The organism is Ancylobacter sp. G4_0304 (assembly GCF_047501495.1).
Classification (GTDB): Bacteria; Pseudomonadota; Alphaproteobacteria; order Rhizobiales; family Xanthobacteraceae; genus Ancylobacter.
In genome coordinates, this window is record NZ_JAZDRM010000025.1 from 1 (window position 1) to 19,261 (window position 19,261).

Annotated in this window: 10 protein-coding genes, 1 tRNA gene and 1 pseudogene; 6 read left to right on the forward strand and 6 right to left on the reverse strand. The window is 67.6% G+C overall.

Annotation, left to right across the window (positions count from 1 at the left end):
* Nucleotides 1-245: 245 nt before the first annotated feature.
* The 3 genes and pseudogenes from VRZ77_RS14765 to VRZ77_RS14775 all read right to left on the reverse strand — a co-directional run.
* A pseudogene (locus VRZ77_RS14765) lies at nt 246-428 on the reverse strand (IS3 family transposase); the annotation flags it as partial.
* 307 nt (nt 429-735) lie between these two features.
* Nucleotides 736-810 (reverse strand) — tRNA-Gly (locus VRZ77_RS14770).
* A gap of 140 nt (nt 811-950) precedes the next feature.
* The gene (locus VRZ77_RS14775) at nt 951-1,991 is read right to left on the reverse strand and encodes a threonine aldolase family protein (protein WP_414593402.1); all 1,041 of its coding nucleotides are present in this window, start codon (nt 1,989-1,991) and stop codon (nt 951-953) included.
* Between the two features lie 564 nt (nt 1,992-2,555).
* Between VRZ77_RS14775 and VRZ77_RS14780 the strand changes: the two genes are divergently transcribed.
* From VRZ77_RS14780 to treY, 4 genes are all read left to right on the forward strand, one after another.
* Nucleotides 2,556-2,759 (forward strand): hypothetical protein, encoded by a 204-nt coding sequence (locus VRZ77_RS14780; RefSeq protein WP_414593403.1) that lies wholly within the window; start codon nt 2,556-2,558, stop codon nt 2,757-2,759.
* Between the two features lie 98 nt (nt 2,760-2,857).
* Nucleotides 2,858-4,921 carry a glycogen debranching protein GlgX gene (gene glgX, locus VRZ77_RS14785; RefSeq protein WP_414593404.1) on the forward strand — a complete coding sequence of 688 codons (2,064 nt, stop codon included), beginning with the start codon at nt 2,858-2,860 and terminating at the stop codon, nt 4,919-4,921.
* Nucleotides 4,918-6,714, forward strand: a complete 1,797-nt coding sequence (treZ, locus tag VRZ77_RS14790) for a malto-oligosyltrehalose trehalohydrolase (RefSeq protein WP_414593405.1) — start codon at nt 4,918-4,920, stop codon at nt 6,712-6,714. Before glgX ends, treZ begins: the two co-directional genes overlap by 4 nt.
* The gene (gene treY, locus VRZ77_RS14795) at nt 6,711-9,203 is read left to right on the forward strand and encodes a malto-oligosyltrehalose synthase (protein WP_414593406.1); all 2,493 of its coding nucleotides are present in this window, start codon (nt 6,711-6,713) and stop codon (nt 9,201-9,203) included. The genes treZ and treY overlap by 4 nt, the downstream gene beginning before the upstream one ends.
* Before the next feature lie 47 nt (nt 9,204-9,250).
* On the opposite strand, the gene VRZ77_RS14800 is transcribed toward treY, so the two are convergent.
* Genes VRZ77_RS14800 through VRZ77_RS14810 form a run of 3 tightly spaced genes read right to left on the reverse strand, consistent with a single transcriptional unit; the run spans nt 9,251 to nt 14,845 of the window.
* Nucleotides 9,251-12,571 (reverse strand): error-prone DNA polymerase, encoded by a 3,321-nt coding sequence (locus VRZ77_RS14800; RefSeq protein WP_414593407.1) that lies wholly within the window; start codon nt 12,569-12,571, stop codon nt 9,251-9,253.
* Nucleotides 12,568-14,034, reverse strand: a complete 1,467-nt coding sequence (locus VRZ77_RS14805) for a Y-family DNA polymerase (protein ID WP_414593408.1) — start codon at nt 14,032-14,034, stop codon at nt 12,568-12,570. Before VRZ77_RS14805 ends, VRZ77_RS14800 begins: the two co-directional genes overlap by 4 nt.
* Nucleotides 14,006-14,845, reverse strand: coding sequence for an ImuA family protein (locus VRZ77_RS14810; RefSeq protein WP_414593409.1), 840 nt, complete (start codon nt 14,843-14,845; stop codon nt 14,006-14,008). The genes VRZ77_RS14805 and VRZ77_RS14810 overlap by 29 nt, the downstream gene beginning before the upstream one ends.
* Nucleotides 14,846-15,128: 283 nt before the next feature.
* Here VRZ77_RS14810 and ssuD point away from each other — a divergent pair, with 283 nt between their 5' ends.
* Nucleotides 15,129-16,316 carry an FMNH2-dependent alkanesulfonate monooxygenase gene (ssuD, locus tag VRZ77_RS14815; protein ID WP_414593410.1) on the forward strand — a complete coding sequence of 396 codons (1,188 nt, stop codon included), beginning with the start codon at nt 15,129-15,131 and terminating at the stop codon, nt 16,314-16,316.
* A gap of 758 nt (nt 16,317-17,074) precedes the next feature.
* A complete protein-coding gene (locus VRZ77_RS14820) occupies nt 17,075-19,261 on the forward strand; it encodes a TonB-dependent hemoglobin/transferrin/lactoferrin family receptor (protein ID WP_414593411.1) in 2,187 nt (728 codons plus the stop codon).

Genomic DNA, 19,261 nt, shown 5'->3' on the forward strand with positions numbered 1-19,261 from the left:
GCAGGCTCATCATCATGTCGGTCATCGGTGGTTCCTCGGTCGGGTTGGTTCTCGCAACTCCGACCATACCGGCGTTCCGTCGATGGCCACCTTCTCCTCAGCTACACCACCCTACGGGACACGATCCAAAGCAGGGTAACACAATTTCTGAACGCGCCCGGCACGGCCTCATGGGCGCCAGTTGAGGGATACATCCTTGAGAGCAATGAACCGCCCCGGCTTCACCGGAGGCGATTTGGCTTAAGTCATGCCGCCATTGCTGTCTCATCGAGCATGGCGCTGTAGCGTGCCTCGGCTTCGGCCGGCGGGATGTTGCCGATAGGCTCCAGCAGCCAGAGATGGTTGAACCAGTCGACCCAGGTCAGCTTGGCAATCTCGACGGCCTCGAAGGATCGCCAAGGACCTCGGCGATGGATGACCTCAGCCTTGACTCCATGACGGGCGCCGGAAGCCCTCCTCCGGCCCTCAACCCGTCGCGGGATTCCGGTCCTACCTCTCACTCTCAGTGGGCGAAAGGACATCCCGTACGCGGGAGAGGTGGTCTGCCGAACAGCCGCACCGCTTGTCCGCGCTTTCGCTGACCGGTCGCGGACAGGGCGGTCGCCTCCGCTGGAGCGCGCCACGGCTTTCCCTGCCGCGCTTACCGCCTGCTTACCGAAATGGCAATGCTGTTGCCGGTAAGCAGAAAACGCCCCGAAGGGCGTTTGCTAACTGTCTCATTTTATTGGGAAAATTTGGAGCGGGCGATGGGATTCGAACCCACGACCCCAACCTTGGCAAGGTTGTGCTCTACCCCTGAGCTACACCCGCACCGCTCCGTGTCCGGTCAGTGGCGGCCAGCGCCGCGCCCCGAACGAGGCGCTCTATGCCTCAGCCCGACGCGGATTGCAACGCCCTTTCGCATTCTTTCCCATCAGGCTGGGGACAAGTCGGTGCGCAGCGCACCATCGTCACGCCAGCTTCGCCATCGCCGCCAGCAGCCGGTCGACATCGGCCTCGGTGGTGGCAAACGAGGTCACCAGCCGCGCGATGCCTTGGCCCCAGCGGTCGGTGTAGAAGCGGAATCCTTCAGCCAGCAGGCCGGCGACCATCGGCGCCGGGAGCTGCACGAACAGGATGTTGGCGTCGACCGGGCCCTGCACCGTCGCGCCGGCCACGCCATCGAGGCCCCGCGCCAGGCGCTGCGCCATCGCGTTGGCGCGGCGCGCATTGGCGAGCCAGAGGTCGCCGTCCAGATAGGCCTCCATCTGGGCAGAGAGGTAGCGCATCTTGGAGGTGAGATGCCCGCCGCGCTTGCGGCGGAAGGCGAGTTCCGCCGCGCGGGCGGGGTCGAACAGCACCACGGCCTCGACCCCCAGCGCGCCGTTCTTGGTGGCGCCGAAGGACAATATGTCGACGCCGGCCTTCCAGGTCAGCTCCGCCGGGCTGGCGCCAAGCGCCGCGACGGCATTGGCGAAGCGCGAGCCATCCATGTGCAGCGCCAGCCCTGCCTCGCGGCAGGCGTCGCCGATGGCGCGGGTTTCCTCCAGCGAATAGAGCGCGCCGGATTCGGTCGCCTGGGTCATGCTCACGCAGGCCGGCTGCACGCTGTGCACATCGCCCTTGCCCAGCGTCGCGGCGCGGCGGAGCTGGGCCACGTCGAGCTTGCCGCCCGCACCCGCGACATGCACCAGCTTGGCGCCGCCGGTGTAGAATTCCGGCGCGCCGCATTCGTCATTCTCGATATGGCTGTCGGGGTGGCACAGCACCGCGCCCCAGGGCGGAGTGAGCACGGAAAGCGCCAGCACATTCGCCGCCGTGCCGGTCGAGACCAGGAACACCGAGACCTCGCGCTCGAACACTTCGCCGAGGCGCCGCGTCACCCGCGCGGAAATTTCGTCGCCGCCATAGGAGGGCAGAGCGCCGTCATTGCAGGCGACGAGCGCGGCGAGGATCTCGGGCGAGGCGCCGGCGGCGTTGTCGCTGGCGAAGCTGGGAAGGTGGTCGGTCAAGGCGGGCTCCTCGGTCGGGGCGTGGCGCGTGGCGTTGCTTAGACCATTTCCGCGACAGGTGGCCGATCTTTCGCGCGCGGCGAACGGGCCGTCGTTCGTGAAGAGCCTGCTCTAGCTGCCCAACATGCGGCATGGGCGTCGGGGCATGGAAAACCCGGCTCAATCGTCGAGCGGGCAGCGTGCGTCTCGTCCAGCAGGATCGTACCGACCGGCTTGCCGCGGATCACGCCAGCAAGGTCCATGCGCCGCATCAACCGTTCGACCATCCAACGAGCCACGTCGAAGCCCTCACGCCCCATATCTCGCAAGAAAGTGCGGATGGGCGAGGAGAAGTCGTGGTGTGGCGGGCCGTGACCGGGGGCCTGCCCTACTCACGCTGCCGGCGATCTCAGAGTGGCCTTCACGCCCCGCCCCTGCCCTTCCTGACCCCGGCAGGCGGACGGCGGGCCGAAGAATCTTACATGACGATTTTGCACGGGAACGAACCCTCCATCCCGCGCGTTGCGGTCTCAGATCAACAGGCGCGCCGAAAGCCGCCCGTGAGTGGTTCGGGAGTGTGTTGCCATGCATTCGATATCTAATCTGCTTCTGGATCTGGACATGGAACTGGAGAATTACACCTCGGCGATTTTCAAGGCCCGTAATCCTACTCTTCCCGAAGCCGACCGTGTGAGACTGATCGAGGCCGGAGAGAAGTCATGGAAGCGGCTGGAAGCCGCCCACCGGCTTCTCGCCATGAAGGCGCTCGATACGAGGGTGCCGACCTAACGCCGTCGGCCCCGCCTTTATTTCCCAGTGACGTTTATCGGCGCGCTCGTTCAGAGCCGACGGCGCGTTTTTGTTTTTGCCACAGGATGAATGAGTTCATGCGCCAGGTGCTTCCCGGTTCCGCATTTCCTCTGGGTGTGACGGTGGACGGGAAGGGGACGAATTTCGCCCTGTTCTCCGATAACGCGACCGGCGTCACGCTCTGCCTCTTCGACCGCTACGGCCAAACCGAACTTGAGCGCATTCCGCTTCACGAATGCACAAATGGCGTCTGGCACGGCTATCTGCCCGGCGTGGGCCGGGGGCAGGTCTATGGCTGGCGGGTTTCGGGCCCATGGGACCCCGAGGCCGGCCATCGATTCAATCATAACAAGCTGCTGCTCGATCCCTATGCCCGCATGCTGGTGGGCGATCTGGTGTGGGACGACGCGCTTTATGGCTACACCATCACCGGCGGCGCCGACGCCGACCTGACGATGGACGAGCGCGACAGCGCACCCTTCCTTCCCAAGGCGCGCGTGGTTGCCGGCATGCCCTATGCCTCGACCGCGCACCCCCGCGTCTCCTGGGCCAAGACCGTGATCTATGAAGGGCATGTGCGCGGCCTGACCATGCGGCACCCGCTGATTGCCGACAGCATTCGCGGCACCTTCACCGCGCTCGGCCAGCCGGAATTCATCGACCACCTGCTGCGCCTCGGCGTGACCGCGCTGGAACTGCTGCCGGTGCATGCCTTCGCGCAGGACCGGCATCTGGTGGATCGCGGGCTCTCCAATTACTGGGGCTACAACACGCTGTCCTTCTTCGCGCCGGAACCGCGCTATCTCGGCGAGGACGGGCTCGATGCCATCGGCGAGGCGGTCGACCGCCTGCATCAGGCGGGCATCGAGCTCATCCTCGATGTCGTCTACAACCATACCTGCGAGGGCAACCATCTCGGCCCGACCTTGTCCTTCCGGGGAATCGACAACGCCTCCTACTACCGGCTGCTGCCCGGCGCGCCGCGCTATTATGACGACATGACCGGGTGTGGAAACGCGGTGAATACCGACCATCCCCGCGTGCTGCAGATGGTCATGGACTCACTGCGCATGTGGGCCTCGGTCTACGGCATTGACGGCTTCCGCTTCGATCTCGCCACCACGCTGGGGCGCCGTCCCACCGGCTTCGATCCGGGCCACGCCTTTTTCAACGCCATTCTTCAGGATCCGACGCTCGGCGGGCTGAAGCTGATCGCCGAACCCTGGGATGTCGGGCCGGGCGGCTACCAGCTCGGCGCGTTTCCGCCGGGCTTCTCCGAATGGAACGGCGACTATCGCGACAAGGTGCGTGAGTTCTGGTGCGGCTCGGAAGGGCTGCTGCCGAGCTTTGCCACGCGCTTTGCCGCCTCGCAGGACATCTTCTCGGAAGGGCGCCGGCGGCCATGGTCGAGCGTGAACTTCATCACCGCCCATGACGGCTTCACCCTGCACGATCTCGTCACCTACAACGACAAGCACAACGAGGCCAATGGCGAGGACAATCGCGACGGCCACGACGACAATAAGAGCTGGAATTGCGGTGCCGAGGGCGAGACCGAGGATGAGGGAATCCGTTCCCTGCGGCGGCGCCAGAAGCGCAACCTGATCGCCACGCTGTTCCTCAGCCAGGGCGTGCCGATGCTGCTCGCGGGTGACGAGCGCTCCAACTCGCAAGGCGGCAACAACAACGCCTATTGCCAGGACAACGAGATCGGCTGGGTCGACTGGTCCGATGACGATTCCGAATTGCTGGACTTCGTCGCCCGCCTCGCGGAATTGCGCAAGAAGCACTCGTCGCTGTCGCGCCCGGAATTCCTGACCGGCGTGCGCAACGAGATGGGCCAGCCGGACGTCGCGTGGTTCTCCAATGGCGGGGAACGGATGAGCGAGGAGGACTGGAACAACCCCCACAGCAAATGCATCACCGTGCGCCTCGCCCCGGTGCTGCCCGAGGAGCCCTCGCTGCTGGTCATGCTCAACGCCTCGCATGTCGACGTCGATTTTGTCGCGCCGCCGGTGCAGAGCGGCGGCTGGGAGGCCATCCTTGCCACGGGCGACGATCTTGAAGGCGCACGGATCGGCAGCGGCGACACCTTCATGCTGCCGGCGCGCACGCTGCTGGTGTGGGAATGGCGCGCATGAGCCCTTCATGCCGCTTCGGGCCGCGCCTTGATGCTGCGGGTGCCGAGTTCCGCCTGTTCGCGCCGGATGCGCCGGCTGTCGAACTGATCGTCGAGGGCCGCGAGCCTCTCGCAATGGCGCGCGGTGAGGATGGCTTCTTCTGTGTAGGCGTGCCCGGAGTCGAGCCGGGTACGCATTATCGCTTTCGGGTCGGCGGCGTCGACGTTCCCGATCCCGCCTCCCGCCAGCAGGCGGAAGATGCCGATGGCTGGAGCGTGCTGGTTGCCGATCACGTCATGGCCCCGCCGCTTCCGGCTCCGCCGCGCCCCTGGCACGAGGCGGTGATCGCCGAGATCCATGTCGGCACCGCCACGCCGGAAGGCACCTTCCGGGCGCTGGTCGAGCGGCTGGACCATTATTGCGACGCCGGATTCACCGTGATCGAACTGATGCCGGTCGCTGATTTTCCCGGCCGCCGCAACTGGGGCTATGACGGCGTACTGCTCTACGCGCCGGACTGTGCCTATGGCACGCCGGACGATCTGCGCGCGCTGGTCGATGCCGCCCATGAGCGCGGCCTCGGGGTGATGCTCGATGTCGTCTACAATCATTTCGGCCCGAGCGGGAACTACCTGCCGCTCTACGCCAAGTCGTTCTTCCGCGAGGATATCGCCACGCCATGGGGCCCGGCGATCGATCTGGAAAGCGAGACGGTCCGCGCTTTCTTCACCGAAAACGCCGCCTACTGGCTCGCCGCATTCGGTTTTGACGGGCTGCGCTTCGATGCCGTGCATGCGCTGGCCACTGCTGGCGCCGAAACCTTCCTGCGCGAGATCGCGGCCGCCTGTCGCGCGGTGCGCCCCGATGCCTTCCTCGTGCTGGAGAACCACGACAACGTGGCCGGCTGGATGACCCGAGAGGACGGCCTCTACACCGCGCAGTGGAATGACGACTGGCATCATGTCTTCCATGTGCTGGGAACCGGCGAGCGCGCCGGCTATTACGCGCCCTATGCCGACGACGCGGTGGGCGGCGCGGCGCGGGCGCTGACCGAGGGCTTCGTCTTTCAGGGCGACCCCTATCCTGACGCACAAGGCGCGCCGCGCGGCACGCCCTGCACCGATCTGCCGCCCGATGCCTTCGTGAGCTTCGTCCAGAACCACGACCATATCGGCAACCGGCCGCTCGGTGATCGGCTGGCGGCGTCCCTTCCGCCCCAGCGGCTCGCCTTCCTGCGCTTCGTGCTGATGCTCTCGCCGCAGGTGCCGCTGCTGTTCATGGGCGAGGAGGCGCTGCTTGACACGCCCTTCCCGTTCTTCTGCGATTTCGAGGGGGAGCTTGCGGAGGCGGTCCGCACGGGCCGGCGCGCGGAATTCGGCGCGTTTTTCGACGCGCATGGCGAGGCCGCCTTCCCCGATCCGCAGGACGAGGCCACCTTCATCGCCGCCGGGCTCAAGCCGGAGGATGTCGCGACCCCGCAGGCCCGCGCGGCACTCGATGCCTTCCGCCGCCTCGCGGAGCAACGGCGCCGGCTGGTCTGGCCCTTGACGGCGGGTGCTTTCGAAAAGGCGTCGTTCGTGCGCGAGGGGACGGCGCTCGCCGTGACCTGGCGCTTTGCCGCCGGCCGGCTGGTCATGGCGCTGAATCCGGGCGAGGACATGGTGGCCATCCATCCCCCCATCGGTCTTCCCAACCTGCCCGCCGATGCCAGCACGGGGGACGTGACCCATGAGCCGGGCGGAAAGCTCGCGCTCGGTCCCTTCGCCGCTGCCGTTTGGAGCCTCGGCGCGCAGGGAGGCTCCGTCACGGAATGAACGCGACCCTTTCCTCCCCCAGCCTTGTTGCGACCTACCGGCTGCAGTTCCATCGCGGCTTCACCTTTGCGGATGCCGAGGCGCTGGTGCCCTATCTCGCCGGGCTCGGCGTCAGCCATCTCTATGCCTCGCCGATCACCCTTGCCGTGCCGGGCTCGACCCACGGCTATGACGTGGCCGACCCGACGCGCATCAATCCCGAACTCGGCGGCGAGGAGGGTTTCGAACGACTGGCGCGCGCACTTGCCGGCGCGGGCATGGGCGTGGTGCTGGACATCGTGCCCAACCATATGGCCGCCTCCTGTCACAATCCGTTCTGGATGGCCATGCTGGAACACGGACCGGCCTCGCCGGCGGCGCGGGTCTTCGATGTGTCGCCGGACGCCGGCAAGCTGCTGGTGCCGGTGCTCGGCGAGCCGCTTCGCGCGACACTGGAGGCCGGTGGCCTGTCGCTGCGCACCGATAGCGAGAGCGGCCGCATTCTGGTGGTCTATGCCGACCACATTTTCCCGCTGCGCCGCGAAAGCGTCGCCGGCTTGCTGGATGCCGCGGGCCTCTCCGGCGATTTGCGCTCGCTCGATGCCGCAGGCCGCGCGGCGCTCGACCGCACGCTGGCCGCGGCCGATCTCGGCGCCATTCTTGAGGACCAGCACTGGCGGCTCGCCTGGTGGCGCACGGCGGCGCACGATCTGAACTACCGCCGCTTCTTCAACATCACCGATCTCATCGGCGTGCGCGTCGAGGACCCGGAGGTGTTCGAGCTGGTGCATCGCCTGCCGCTCGATCTGCTGCGGCGGGGTCTCGTTCATGGACTGCGCGTCGATCATATCGACGGTCTCGTCGATCCGGCCGGCTATTGCGATCGCCTGCGGACGGCGGCGGGGCCGGAAGCGCTGATCGTGGTCGAGAAGATATTGGAGCCGGGCGAGACGCTCCGCGACTGGCCGATCGACGGCACCACCGGCTATGAGCGCCTCAACGACATCAACGGGCTGTTCGTCGACGAGGCCGGCTATCAGTCGCTTGAGCAGGACCTGCGCGAACGTCATCTCCTCACCGGAACGCTGGAGAGCCGGCTCGCCGCCGCGAAGCGCCAGGTGCTGGAAGGCAGTCTCGCCGCCGAGGTCGATGTGCTGGCCGCTCTCGCCCGCGACGGCCTCGATGATGAAATTCGCGCGGGCGACCTTACAGAGACGGCGATCCGTCAGGCCGTGATCGCGCTGCTGGTCCACTGCCCGGTCTATCGCTCCTATGCGACATGGGAGGCCCATGACGCCCTGGACGAGGCGGTGTGGGACAGCATCGCCGACGCCATCGCGGCAGCCGAAGACCCGCTCACCCAGGCGGCGGCGGCCGTGCTGCTCGACAGGCTGCGTCGCCCGCTGCTCGACAGCGACCGCGCCTTCCGCCTGCGGTTCCAGCAGCTCGGCGGCCCCGCCATGGCGAAGGGCTTCGAGGACACCGAGCTGTATCGTTATCCGGTACTGCTCGCCGTGAACGAGGTCGGCGGCAGTCTCGCCCATCCCGCCCGCACGGTGGAGGAAATGCACGCATTGAACGCCGCGCGCGCGGCGGCGGGGGCCCGCGACCTCACCCCGCTGGCGACCCACGACACCAAGCGCGGAGCGGACACGCGCGCGCGGCTTGCCGCGCTGAGCTTTCAGCCCCAGCTGTGGCTGGACTTTCTGCGCAACAGCGCCGAACCCTGCGCCACGCTGGCCGGTGCTACGGCCGGCGCGCCTCGGCCCGATGCCCTCGATCAGGTTCTGATCCTGCAGACGCTGCTCTCGGTCTGGCCGGTGTCCGAGGAGCGGATCTGCACCTATCTGACCAAGGCGTTGCGCGAGGCCAAGCGACACACCAGCTGGGAGACGCCGGACGAGGCCTATGAAGCCGCGAGCGTCAATTTCGCGCGGGCGCTGGTCACGTCTCCCGACGCCGACACTGTCCGCGAGGAGATCGAAACCCTGCTCTCGGCGCTGCTGCCCGCCGCCGCCATGGTCGGTCTGGCGCAGACCGTGCTCCAGCTCACCTTGCCGGGCACACCCGATCTTTATCAGGGGACCGAGTTTCAGGACCTGTCGCTGGTCGATCCCGATAATCGCCGGCCGGTCGTCTGGGCGGCGCGGCGCGCGGCGCTGTCGGGCGGGGGCGACATCGCCGCTGAGGATCGGGAAAAATTCGACGTCACCTATCGCCTGCTGCAACTGCGCCGGCGCAATCCCGCCCTGATTGAGGGCGACTACACCCCGCTCCACCTGCCGGCCACGTCCGCGCGCTGGTTCGGCTTCGAGCGGCGGTCCGGGGGGGCCGTGGTGCGGGTGGCGGTGCCGACGCGCCTCGCGCCATCCGTGGATGCGACCCCGCCGCTGCACGAGATCATGGGATCGTGGGAATGGACGGATCTCGACGGCCAGAGGGTGAGCGCCGGCTCGGCGGAGATGACGAGCGCTCGCCCCTATGTCGTCGTCAGCCGCCTCGACGAGTGAACGGCAGCGCGCGCGTGCCGGCGCTGGCGCCGCGGAACTGCGTGCGCTCAATGGAAATCGCGTGATTTCGGCAGGACGCGGACCTGGCGCGGATGGCCCTGCGTGGAGTTGCGGCCGGCCAGCATGTGGCCGCGCGGATCGGTGCGGACGCGCTCGTCGACGCCGGGATCGGCCTGCGGGCGGGGGATCGGCGGACCGGCATTGGCGCGGGCATCGTCGAACAGGCGGGAGAGTTCGCCGGTGCGGTCCAGCACGCGCTCGGCCATCACATGGATGACACCTTCCTTGCTCTTCTGCACCCTCCCCTCCACCACGACGAGGCGCGCGCCCATCACCTGCGCGCGGAAACGCTCGAACAGCCGCGCCCAGATCAGCACATTGACGATGCCGGTCTCGTCTTCCAGCGTCATGAAAATGGCGTTGCCCTTGCCCGGCCGCTGGCGCACCAGCACGATGCCGGCGGTACGGATGAAGCTGCCGTCCCGCCGTGCCGCGGTTTCAGTGCTGCTGGCAATGCCCTCAGCGCGGAAGATGCCGCGCAGCATGCCCATCGGGTGGCCCTTCAGCGAGAGCCTCGTGGTCTGGTAATCCACCGCGATCTGCTCGGGCAGCGGCATGAGCGGGAGCTGCGCGTCCGGCTCCGCCCCCAGTTCGCGCGCCTGCGCCGCCGCGAACAGCGGCAGCGGCGCGTCATCGGGCAGGCGCCGGATGAGCCACGCCGCCGTGCGCCGGTCCAGCCCGAGCGAACCGAACGCGTCGGCATCCGCCAGCTTGCGCAGCGCGCCGGTGGGCAGGCGCGCCCGCATCGCCATCGTCTCGATGTCGGCGTAACCGGCGCCCCGCGCCGCCGCGAGCTTTTCCGCCCAGGCCGCGCTGAACCCGTCGATCTGCCGCAGGCCGATGCGCAGGGCGAGCGCGCCGTCGGCACGGCGCTCCAGCGTGTTGTCCCAGAAGCTGTGATTGATGTCGGCGGGGCGTATCTCCACGCCGTGCTCGCGCGCGTCGCGCACGATCTGCGCCGGGGCGTAGAAGCCCATGGGCTGCGAATTCAGCAGCGCCGCCGCGAACACGGCGGGAGAGCGGCATTTGATGAAGGCGGAGATGTAGACCAGCTTGGCGAAGGAGGCGGCATGGCTTTCCGGGAAGCCATATTCGCCGAACCCCTTGATCTGCTCGAAGCAGCGCGCGGCGAAGGCCGGGTCGTAGCCGCGCGCGCTCATGCGCTCGATCAGCAGGGTCTGGAACTCCCCGATCGTGCCCATGTTGCGAAAGGTCGCCATGGCCCGGCGCAGCTTGTTGGCCTCGATCTCGGTGAATTCGGCGGCCACCATGGCGAGCTTCATCGCCTGTTCCTGGAACAGCGGCACGCCCTTTGTGCGCTCCAGCACCCCGATCAGTTCGTCGGGATGGTGCGGGGGCTTCGGCGAGGGGTAGGTGACCTTCTCGCTGCCCTCCCGGCGGCGCAGATAGGGATGCACCATATTGCCCTGGATCGGCCCCGGCCGGACGATGGCGACCTGGATGACGAGATCGTACAGGCAGCGCGGCTTCATGCGCGGCAGCATGTTGATCTGTGCCCGGCTTTCCACCTGGAACACCCCGATGGAATCGCCCCGGCACAGCATGTCGTAGACGTCGCCCTGCTCTTGCGGCACGTCGGCCAGCGCGTAATCGACGCCTTCATGTTCGCGCATCAGGTCGAACGCCTTGCGGATGCAGGTGAGCATGCCCAGCGCCAGCACATCGACCTTCATCAGGGCGAGCGTGTCGATGTCGTCCTTGTTCCACTCGATGAAGGTGCGGTCCTCCATCGCGGCCTTGCCGATCGGCACCATCTCGTCGAGCCGGCCCTCCGTCAGCACGAAGCCGCCGACATGCTGGGAGAGATGGCGCGGGAAGCCGAGCAGCCGGCCGGCGAACTCCACCGCGCGGCGTATCGACGGATTGGCGGGATCCAGCCCCGCCTGCCCGATCTGGCCCTTTTCCAGCATGTCGCCCCAGCTGCCCCAGACCATGCCCGAGAGCCGCGCGGTGACATCCTCGGTGAGGCCGAGCGCCTTGCCGACATCGCGGATGGCGCTGCGCGGGCGATAGGAGATCACGGTGGCGGCGATGCCGGCGCGCAGGCGGCCATAGCGCTTATAGATGTACTGGATGACCTCCTCGCGCCGCTCATGCTCGAAATCGACGTCGATGTCGGGCGGCTCCCGGCGCTCGCGGGAGATGAAGCGGGCGAACAGCAGGTCGCTGTTCGCCGGGTCGACGGCGGTGATGCCGAGCACATAGCACACCGCGGAATTGGCCGCCGAGCCGCGCCCCTGGCACAGGATGCCCTTCTCCTCCGCGAAGCTCACAATGTCGCGGATGGTGAGGAAATAGGGCGCGTATTTCAGTTCGGCGATCAGCGCCAGCTCTTCCCGGAGCTGCCTTTCCACCTTGGGCGGCACGCCGTCGGGATAGCGGATGGCGGCCCGCTGCCACGTCATATGCTCCAGCCAGGCTTCCGCCGTGTAGCCGGGGGGAACGGGCTCCCTGGGATATTCGTATTTCAGTTCACTGAGCGAGAAATCGAGCCGGGCGAGAAAGTGGCGGGTCTCCTCCACCGCCTCCGGCGCGTCGCGAAACAGGCGGGCCATCTCGACGGCAGGCTTGAGATGGCGCTCGGCATTGGCCTCCAGCCGCCGCCCGGCCGCCTCGATCGTGGTGCCCTCGCGGATGCAGGTGAGTACATCCTGCAGATCGCGCTGCGAGGGGTGATGATAGAGCACATCGTTCATCGCCAGCAGCGGCACCCGGGCCTCCATCGCCAGCGCCCTCAGCCCCGCCAGCCGGCGGCGGTCGTCGCCGCGCCGCGGCATGTCGGCGCCGAGCCAGAGGGAGCCCGGCGCGGCTTCCGCCAGCCGGCCGAGATACCGCGCCAACCCCTCCAGCCCGCGAGGGGGCATGAGGATGAGCGAGAGGCCGCCCGCGTCCGTCAGCACATCGTCGAGGGTGAGGAGGCAGCTTCCTTTCCCGGCGCGCATGTTGCCGGCGGTGAGCAGCCGGCACAGCCGGCCCCAGCCGGCACGGTCCTGCGCATAGGCGATCACATCGGGCGCGCCATCAGCGAAGACAAGCCGCGCGCCCACCGCGAGCTGGAAGGGCAGGATCGCATTCGGCGCGCCGATCTCCTCGCGCCACGCCTCTTCCGCGTCCTTCAGCGCGGCATGCGCCCTCACCACGCCCGCCACGCTGTTGCGGTCGGCGATGCCGATGCCGGCATGGCCGAGATGCAGGGCCTGCGCCACCAGATCGCTGGCGTGCGAGGCGCCGCGCAGGAAGGAGAAATTCGTCGTGACCGCCAGCTCGGCATAGAAAACCGCGCTCATGGGAAAAGCCCATGGACGAACCAGCGCGGGGCGCCCGGCTCGCGCTCATAAAGGCCGAGGCGGAACAGCCAGAAGCGCCGCCCCTTGTCGTTCTCCACCCGGTAATAGTCCCGCGTCGGCGCACCCCGCCGCCACCATTCGGCGGCGATGCGCTCCGGCCCCTCGGCATGAACCACCTCATGCAGCACGCGCCGCCAGCGGAAGCGCAGGGGCGGGCCATCCGGCACTTCCGCCAGCGCCTCGATCGGCTGGGGCGGGTCGAACATCATCAGCGGGCGGACCGGCCGCTCTTCCGGCAGCGGAAGGGCGGGCGGCACGGGCTCGACCGCCGGCACGAGGCTGGCGGCATGATCGGGATCATGGGTGTCGCGCATCATGAAGCGCAACACCCGGTCCCGGCCGAGCCGCGCCGCCAACCGGTCGACCAGCGCGCTGACCTCTTCCTCCTCGATGGCCCGCCCGTCGAGGCTCACCTGAGCCGGCGCCAGGGTTTCCGCACGCAGTACGGCGAGGCGGATCAGATCGAAGCCGAAGCCGGGATCGAGCGGATCGGCCAGCGCGTCGAGCTTTTCATGGAACAGCCGGCCAAGCGATGCGGTGTCGCGCGAGGGCCGCGCGGTCTCCACCGCGATACGCCGCACCGCGCCGTCGGCGCGGAAGAAGGCAGCCTCGAAGGCCCGCCCGCCCTCGCCTCGCGCCTCCAGCATCAGCGCGATATCGTCAATGAGCAGCCCAAGCGCACCCTCGACATCTTCCGCTCGGCCGATCGGTTCGGCAAAGCGCCGCTCGGCGATGCAGGCCGGCAGCGCGCGGCGCGGCGTGATGCGCACATCCTCATGGCCCAGCGTGCGCCGCAGCCGGGTCAGCAGCCCCTCGCCGAAGCGCGCGGCGAGCGGCGTGCCGGGACGCGCGGCGAGTTCGCCGATGGTCTTGAGCCCGGCGCGGGACAGGCCGGTCACGGTCTCCGCCGGCAGGTCCAGCGCGGCGATGGACAGCGGCGCCACGCACTCCGCCTCGCGCCCCTCCGGCACTACCCCACCCTTGCCGCAGCGGGCCAGCGCACGCGCCGCCTCCGGCGTGCCGGCCACCACGGCATGGAGCGTCAGCCCGTGGCGCTGGAGATGCTCGATGACGCGCCGGCGCATCGTCGCCTCGCCACCGAACAGATGCGCACAGCCGGTGATGTCGAGCACCAGCCCATCCACGCCGTCCAGCGCCACCAGCGGGGTCCAGCGGTCGCAATCATCGGCGATCCGTTCGAGAAAGGCGGCGTCGGCGACGGGATCGTGGTCGGCGACCGCGAGCGCCGGAATCCGCGCGCGGGCATCCGCCAGCGTCAGGCCGGGCGCGAGCCCCACGGCCCGCGCCTGCGACGAGATGGCGGAGAGGCGCAGCGCGCCCCCCACCCGCTCGACGAACACCAGCGGCAGCGCCTCATCCGGCACGCCGGAAGGGCCGGACATCCCCGGCGGCTTCTTGCGCCCCCGCATCCTGTCGAGCCGGTTTGCCGGCAGGAACGGAAACCACAGGGCGAGATAGCGGGGCGATGTCGCGGAAGGAACAGCTCTCATGGTCCCACTCCAGATTCCAGTCATGACCTTGCAGCCCGCCACGATGGCGCAGCAGCGCGACGGCGAAGGCGGGGGCGCCCGGCGCGTCGGCCGGCAGCGGGTTTGAAAGGATCGGGCGCACCAGCCAGCGGGTGACGGCGACACTGGCCGAAGGCTTCGCCGCCATGCGCAGCAGGAAAAGGGTGACGCCGGAAGCGCCGGCCCGCAGCGCCAGCCGCCGTGTGGCGGTGAGGTCCAGCGCCTTCGGCTCACCCCACGGCTCCAGCAGCACCGCCCCAAGCGCCGCGCAGCGCACCGCGTCCCCCGCCGCGCGCAGCGCCTGTTCCGGGTCGCGCGCCCGCACCAGGATAAGCCGCGACGGGTCGAGGCCGAGGTCTCTCAGCCCATGGGCGTCGAGCCGCCCCGCCTCTGAATCGAGGAAATCCTGCCGCACCCAGACGATCGGACGCGGATAGGGAGGTGCTTCGCCCTCTGCCTGCGCGCTCCGCAGCGCCAGGGCGAGCGCGAAGCCGGAGGCGGCCGGCATGTCGGCGCCTTCCGCGGCATAGATTTCATGCAGGGCGCCCCGCGCCAGCGTGTCCGCCAGCACGCTGTCGGGCCCCGTGGCGCCCAGGCTGAAGGCCGATGAAGCGCCGGGCAGACGCTCCGCCTCCAGCCCGGCGAGCATCTGCCTCAGCGCGGAAACGTCGTGTGCCGCGCGCATGGAATGTTCCTGTTTTGTTCGATTAAAACGACTCAAACCGGGACCAGAGTCAAGCGCGCGATCCGTCCGAACGCCGGAATCGCATGTGAGGAGAGGCGCATCTCCCGGCCCATTATTACATAAATTTCATGTTGTTTTATCGTATTTCCGCGTATTCGCGTGAAATCGAATTGCCGAGCCGTCGCGCATTAGTCTATAGCTTATACAGACAAAGATACTGCGGCACTCTTCCACCACGCTGCGGGGCCATCGCCGCCGCCCGATCGAACCAACAGGACGCACCATGTCTCACCCCAGCTCCGCACAGCCCGCCGGCGACGGCCTCAACGTGCTCTGGTTCCTGCCGACCCATGGCGACGGGCGCTATCTCGGCACCTCCCTCGGCGCCCGCGAGACGGATATCGACTATCTCCGCCAGGTGGCCCAGGCCGCCGACCGGCTGGGCTATTACGGCGTGCTGATCCCCACGGGTAAGAGCTGCGAGGACAGCTGGCTCGTCGCCTCGGCGCTGGCCCCGGCGACCAAGCGGCTGCGCTATCTCGTGGCGGTGCGGCCGGGCCTCGCCTCGCCCACCCTCTATGCCCGGATGACGGCAACGCTCGACCGCATCTCCGACGGGCGGCTGCTCATCAACATCGTCACCGGCGGCGACCCGGTGGAGAATGCCGGCGACGGCATCTTCCTCAATCACGACGAGCGCTATGAGGTGACGGACGAGTTCCTGCAGGTCTATCGCCGCCTGCTGGCCGGCGAGCGCGTGAGCTATTTCGGCAAGCACATCAAGGTGGAAGACGCGCATCTGCTGTTCCCGCCGCAGCAGGCGAACGGCCCGGCGCTGTATTTCGGCGGCTCGTCGGCGGCGGCGAACAAGGTCGCGGCCGAGCATGTCGACAAGTACCTCACCTGGGGCGAGCCGCCGGCGGCGGTGGAGGCCAAGATCAAGGAGGTGCGCAAGCTCGCCGAGGCCGAGGGCCGGAAGGTGAGCTTCGGCATCCGCCTGCACGTCATCGCCCGCGAGACCGACGCCAAGGCGTGGGAAGCGGCGGAGGACCTGATCCGTTATCTCGATGACGACACCATCGCGGCGGCGCAGAAAGTGTTCTCCCGCCTCGATTCGGTCGGCCAGTCGCGCATGTCGGCGCTGCATGGCGGGCGGCGTGACAAGCTTGAGGTGAGCCCGAACCTGTGGGCCGGTGTCGGGCTGGTGCGCGGCGGGGCCGGCACCGCGCTGGTCGGCTCGGGCGAAACGGTGGCGGCCCGCATCCGCGAATACGCCGATCTCGGCATCGACAGCTTCATCTTCTCCGGCTACCCGCACCTTGAAGAGGCGTACCGCGTGGCGGAGCTGGTGCTGCCGCGCCTGAAGCTCAACCACGCCCTCGCCCACGGCCCCGGCAGCGTCAACACCGGACCGTTCGGCGAGACCATCGCCAACGACTACCGCCCCGCCACCCGCGCCTCGGCTTCGTGAGCGCGGCGTAGAGCATTTCCGAGCGGGATCCCGGTTCGCGCGCGACACCCCCATCGGGCAAGAGCCAGAACCTTCGCCGAGCGCGCATCGGTGGAGGTCGACGCTGGTTCGTCGATGAAGCGCACATCCTGACATCTGCCGGCGTTCCCTTGGTAATGGACCGCGGCCGGCATCTGCTCGGCGGCGCACGCAGCCTCGCAGAGGCCACCGTCCATTGCCGCTTTCCCGATGGCCATGCCCGGCGCAAGGCGTTCCGCAAGCAACTGGCCTCATCCCGACGCCATGGCTGGCTCGGCAGATCTTGAGCTGCAGAAACCGCATTGCCCTGCATGTGCGGCTGATGCTCGCCATTAGCCGGCAGCGGGCTTCAATGCGCCATCGCGGCACTCGCCATGACAGCGCCGTGGCCCACAGCTTCCCCAACGGGCTCACACACGAACGTGCACAGCGACCAGGGATAACGACGGCTTTCATTCAGCCTGGCAAACATAACCGAATCCATCCGGAATCATTCGGGTCAATAAAGAGAGATTTTTCAGAGTTTTAAAACCTGTATAAACAAGTTCTCTCTTTTTAATGATTAAAATGTAAGTCTATACTGACAGATTTACCACACATGACTCACTTGTTCCGGAGCAATCCGAATTAGACTCCCGCGATAATTGACTCATACTTTCCATCAACCTAATCCCCTTGTGCCTGCATGAGAGCGAGCCGTGACGGCGCCGCGCGACGCAACCGAGTTTGGGGATTTTCCGATGGCGACTTTTTCTCGACGTCCCACCACACGCGTTCTTGGCTGGGGCGTGTCCCTGCTGGCGCTGATGACCGCGGCGCCCGCCATCGCGCAGCAGGCCTCCACCGCCGCCGTCGTCGAGACCGGCGAATTCGTCGAGCTGGACCCGGTTACGGTGATCGCGAGCCGTGGCACCACGGAAAGCTGGATCGACACGCTGGCCCCGGTCAGCGTGGTGCGCCCAGCCGATCTTGAGCGGATGATGCCGACCCGCGCCGAGGACCTGTTCCGCGGCATGCCGGGCGTCACCGCCATCCAGAACGGCAACTCCGCCCAGACCTCCATCAATATTCGCGGCCTTCAGGATTTCGGCCGCGTCGCGGTGTTCGTCGACGGTGCGCGCCAGAACTTCACCCAGCTCGGCCACGCCAATGCCGCCGGCTCGTTCTTCCTCGAACCCGGCCTGATCGCGGATGTCGACGTGGTGCGCGGCCCGGTCTCGAACATCTATGGCTCCGGCGCCATCGGCGGCGTGGTCGGGCTGCGGACCAAGGATCTCAATGACATCCTGATCGGCGACAACATCTGGGGCGTCGAGGCCGATGCCGAGGGCGCCACCAACGGCCCCATGGGCTACGGCTCGCTGCTCGCGGGCTCCAAGGTCGGCGAGAATGTCGATGTCTTCCTCGGCGGCACCTACCGCAACCAGGACGACTATAAGGACGGCAATGGCGACACGGTCGACGGCACCGGCTACGAGACCTGGACCGGCCTCGCCAAGCTCACCGTCCGCCCCGCCGATTTCCACGAGGTGAAGCTGTCCGCCCTCAACTATGAGAGCCGCTACACCACCAGCAGCGAAACCCCGACCCCGTCCACGACCCAGTATGGCACCACCGTCGCCAACCGCATGGTGACGGCCCAGTGGAACTACTCGAACCCGGACGACAGCCTGTTCGACTGGCGCAGCGAGGTGTACTGGAACCAGGTCGATCAGGACCAGACCAAGGTGGCCGGCAGCAACACCAGCACCGTCACCGGCCCGCTCGGCGCGACCCGCAACTTCACCATCGACACCACGGGCTTCGACGCCAACAACACGTCGCGCTTCGACTGGGGCGCGGTCGAAAACGCCGTCACCTATGGTGGCGACTATTTCTACGACGAGGTGAACAACACCGACGCCTATGGCTTCGGCGAGGGCTACAACCCTTCCGGCAATCGCGGCGCCGGCGGTGCCTTCGTGCAGTGGAAGGCCAATTACTCGACCTGGCTCGAAGTCATCGGCGCGCTGCGCTACGATGCCTATTCGCTAAATGGCGGCGGCGTGTCGTCGAGCGGCGACCACCTCTCGCCCAAGATCACGGTCGGCATCACGCCGGTCGACTGGCTGACCGTCTACGGCACCTTCGCGGAAGGCTACCGCGCGCCGTCCGTGACCGAGACCCTGGTCGCCGACGCGCATCCCGCGTTCTTCGCGGGCGGGCTGGCGCCGTTCACCTTCCTGCCGAATCCGAACCTCAAGCCGGAAATCGGCGAGAACAAGGAAGTCGGCGTGAACATCCAGAAGGATGGCCTGTTCGTCGCCAATGACCGCCTGCGCATCAAGGCGAACTACTACCAGAACGACGTGGAGAACTATATCGAGCTGCAGACCTTCGGCGCGCCGGCCTGCATCATGCGCGTCGGGCCGCGTTGCGTCGCCTTCAACCCCTATTCCTACGCCCAGTATCAGAACGTCGAGGAAGCCCGCCTGCGCGGCTTCGAGTTCGAAGGCCAGTACGATGCCGGCCGCTGGTTCCTGAACGTGTCGGGCCAGACCACGGAAGGCGAGGTCACGGCCGGGCCGGACGCCGGCGATCCGCTGTCCTCGGTGATGCCCGATCAGGTGAGCACCACCCTCGGTTTCCGGTTCCTCGACAACAAGCTGACGGTCGCCGCGCGCTGGACCGCCGTCGCCTCGGTCTCGGCCGAAGAAGCCGGCGGGGTCTACGAGCCGACCGACAGCTTCAACCTCGTCAGCCTCTATGCCGGCTACCAGCCCAACGAGAGCACGCTGTGGCGTGTTTCGGTGGAAAACCTGCTCGACGAACAATATACCCAGTACCAGAACTTCCTGCCGAGCGCCGGACTGACGGTCAAGGCGGGGCTTACCGTGCGCTTCGGAGGCGGTGCGCAGGTGGCGGCGGCGCCGCTGATCACCAAGTAA

What these genes read in the sequence shown, in the direction of transcription:
- VRZ77_RS14780 (WP_414593403.1), top strand. Translation starts at nt 2,556, where the DNA reads ATGCATTCGATATCTAATCTGCTTCTGGATCTGGACATGGAACTGGAG.
- glgX (WP_414593404.1), top strand. Translation starts at nt 2,858, where the DNA reads ATGCGCCAGGTGCTTCCCGGTTCCGCATTTCCTCTGGGTGTGACGGTG.
- ssuD (WP_414593410.1), top strand. Translation starts at nt 15,129, where the DNA reads ATGTCTCACCCCAGCTCCGCACAGCCCGCCGGCGACGGCCTCAACGTG.
- VRZ77_RS14820 (WP_414593411.1), top strand. Translation starts at nt 17,075, where the DNA reads ATGGCGACTTTTTCTCGACGTCCCACCACACGCGTTCTTGGCTGGGGC.
- VRZ77_RS14805 (WP_414593408.1), bottom strand. Translation starts at nt 14,034, where the DNA reads ATGTCCGGCCCTTCCGGCGTGCCGGATGAGGCGCTGCCGCTGGTGTTC.
- VRZ77_RS14810 (WP_414593409.1), bottom strand. Translation starts at nt 14,845, where the DNA reads ATGCGCGCGGCACACGACGTTTCCGCGCTGAGGCAGATGCTCGCCGGG.
- treZ (WP_414593405.1), top strand. Translation starts at nt 4,918, where the DNA reads ATGAGCCCTTCATGCCGCTTCGGGCCGCGCCTTGATGCTGCGGGTGCC.
- VRZ77_RS14800 (WP_414593407.1), bottom strand. Translation starts at nt 12,571, where the DNA reads ATGAGCGCGGTTTTCTATGCCGAGCTGGCGGTCACGACGAATTTCTCC.
- treY (WP_414593406.1), top strand. Translation starts at nt 6,711, where the DNA reads ATGAACGCGACCCTTTCCTCCCCCAGCCTTGTTGCGACCTACCGGCTG.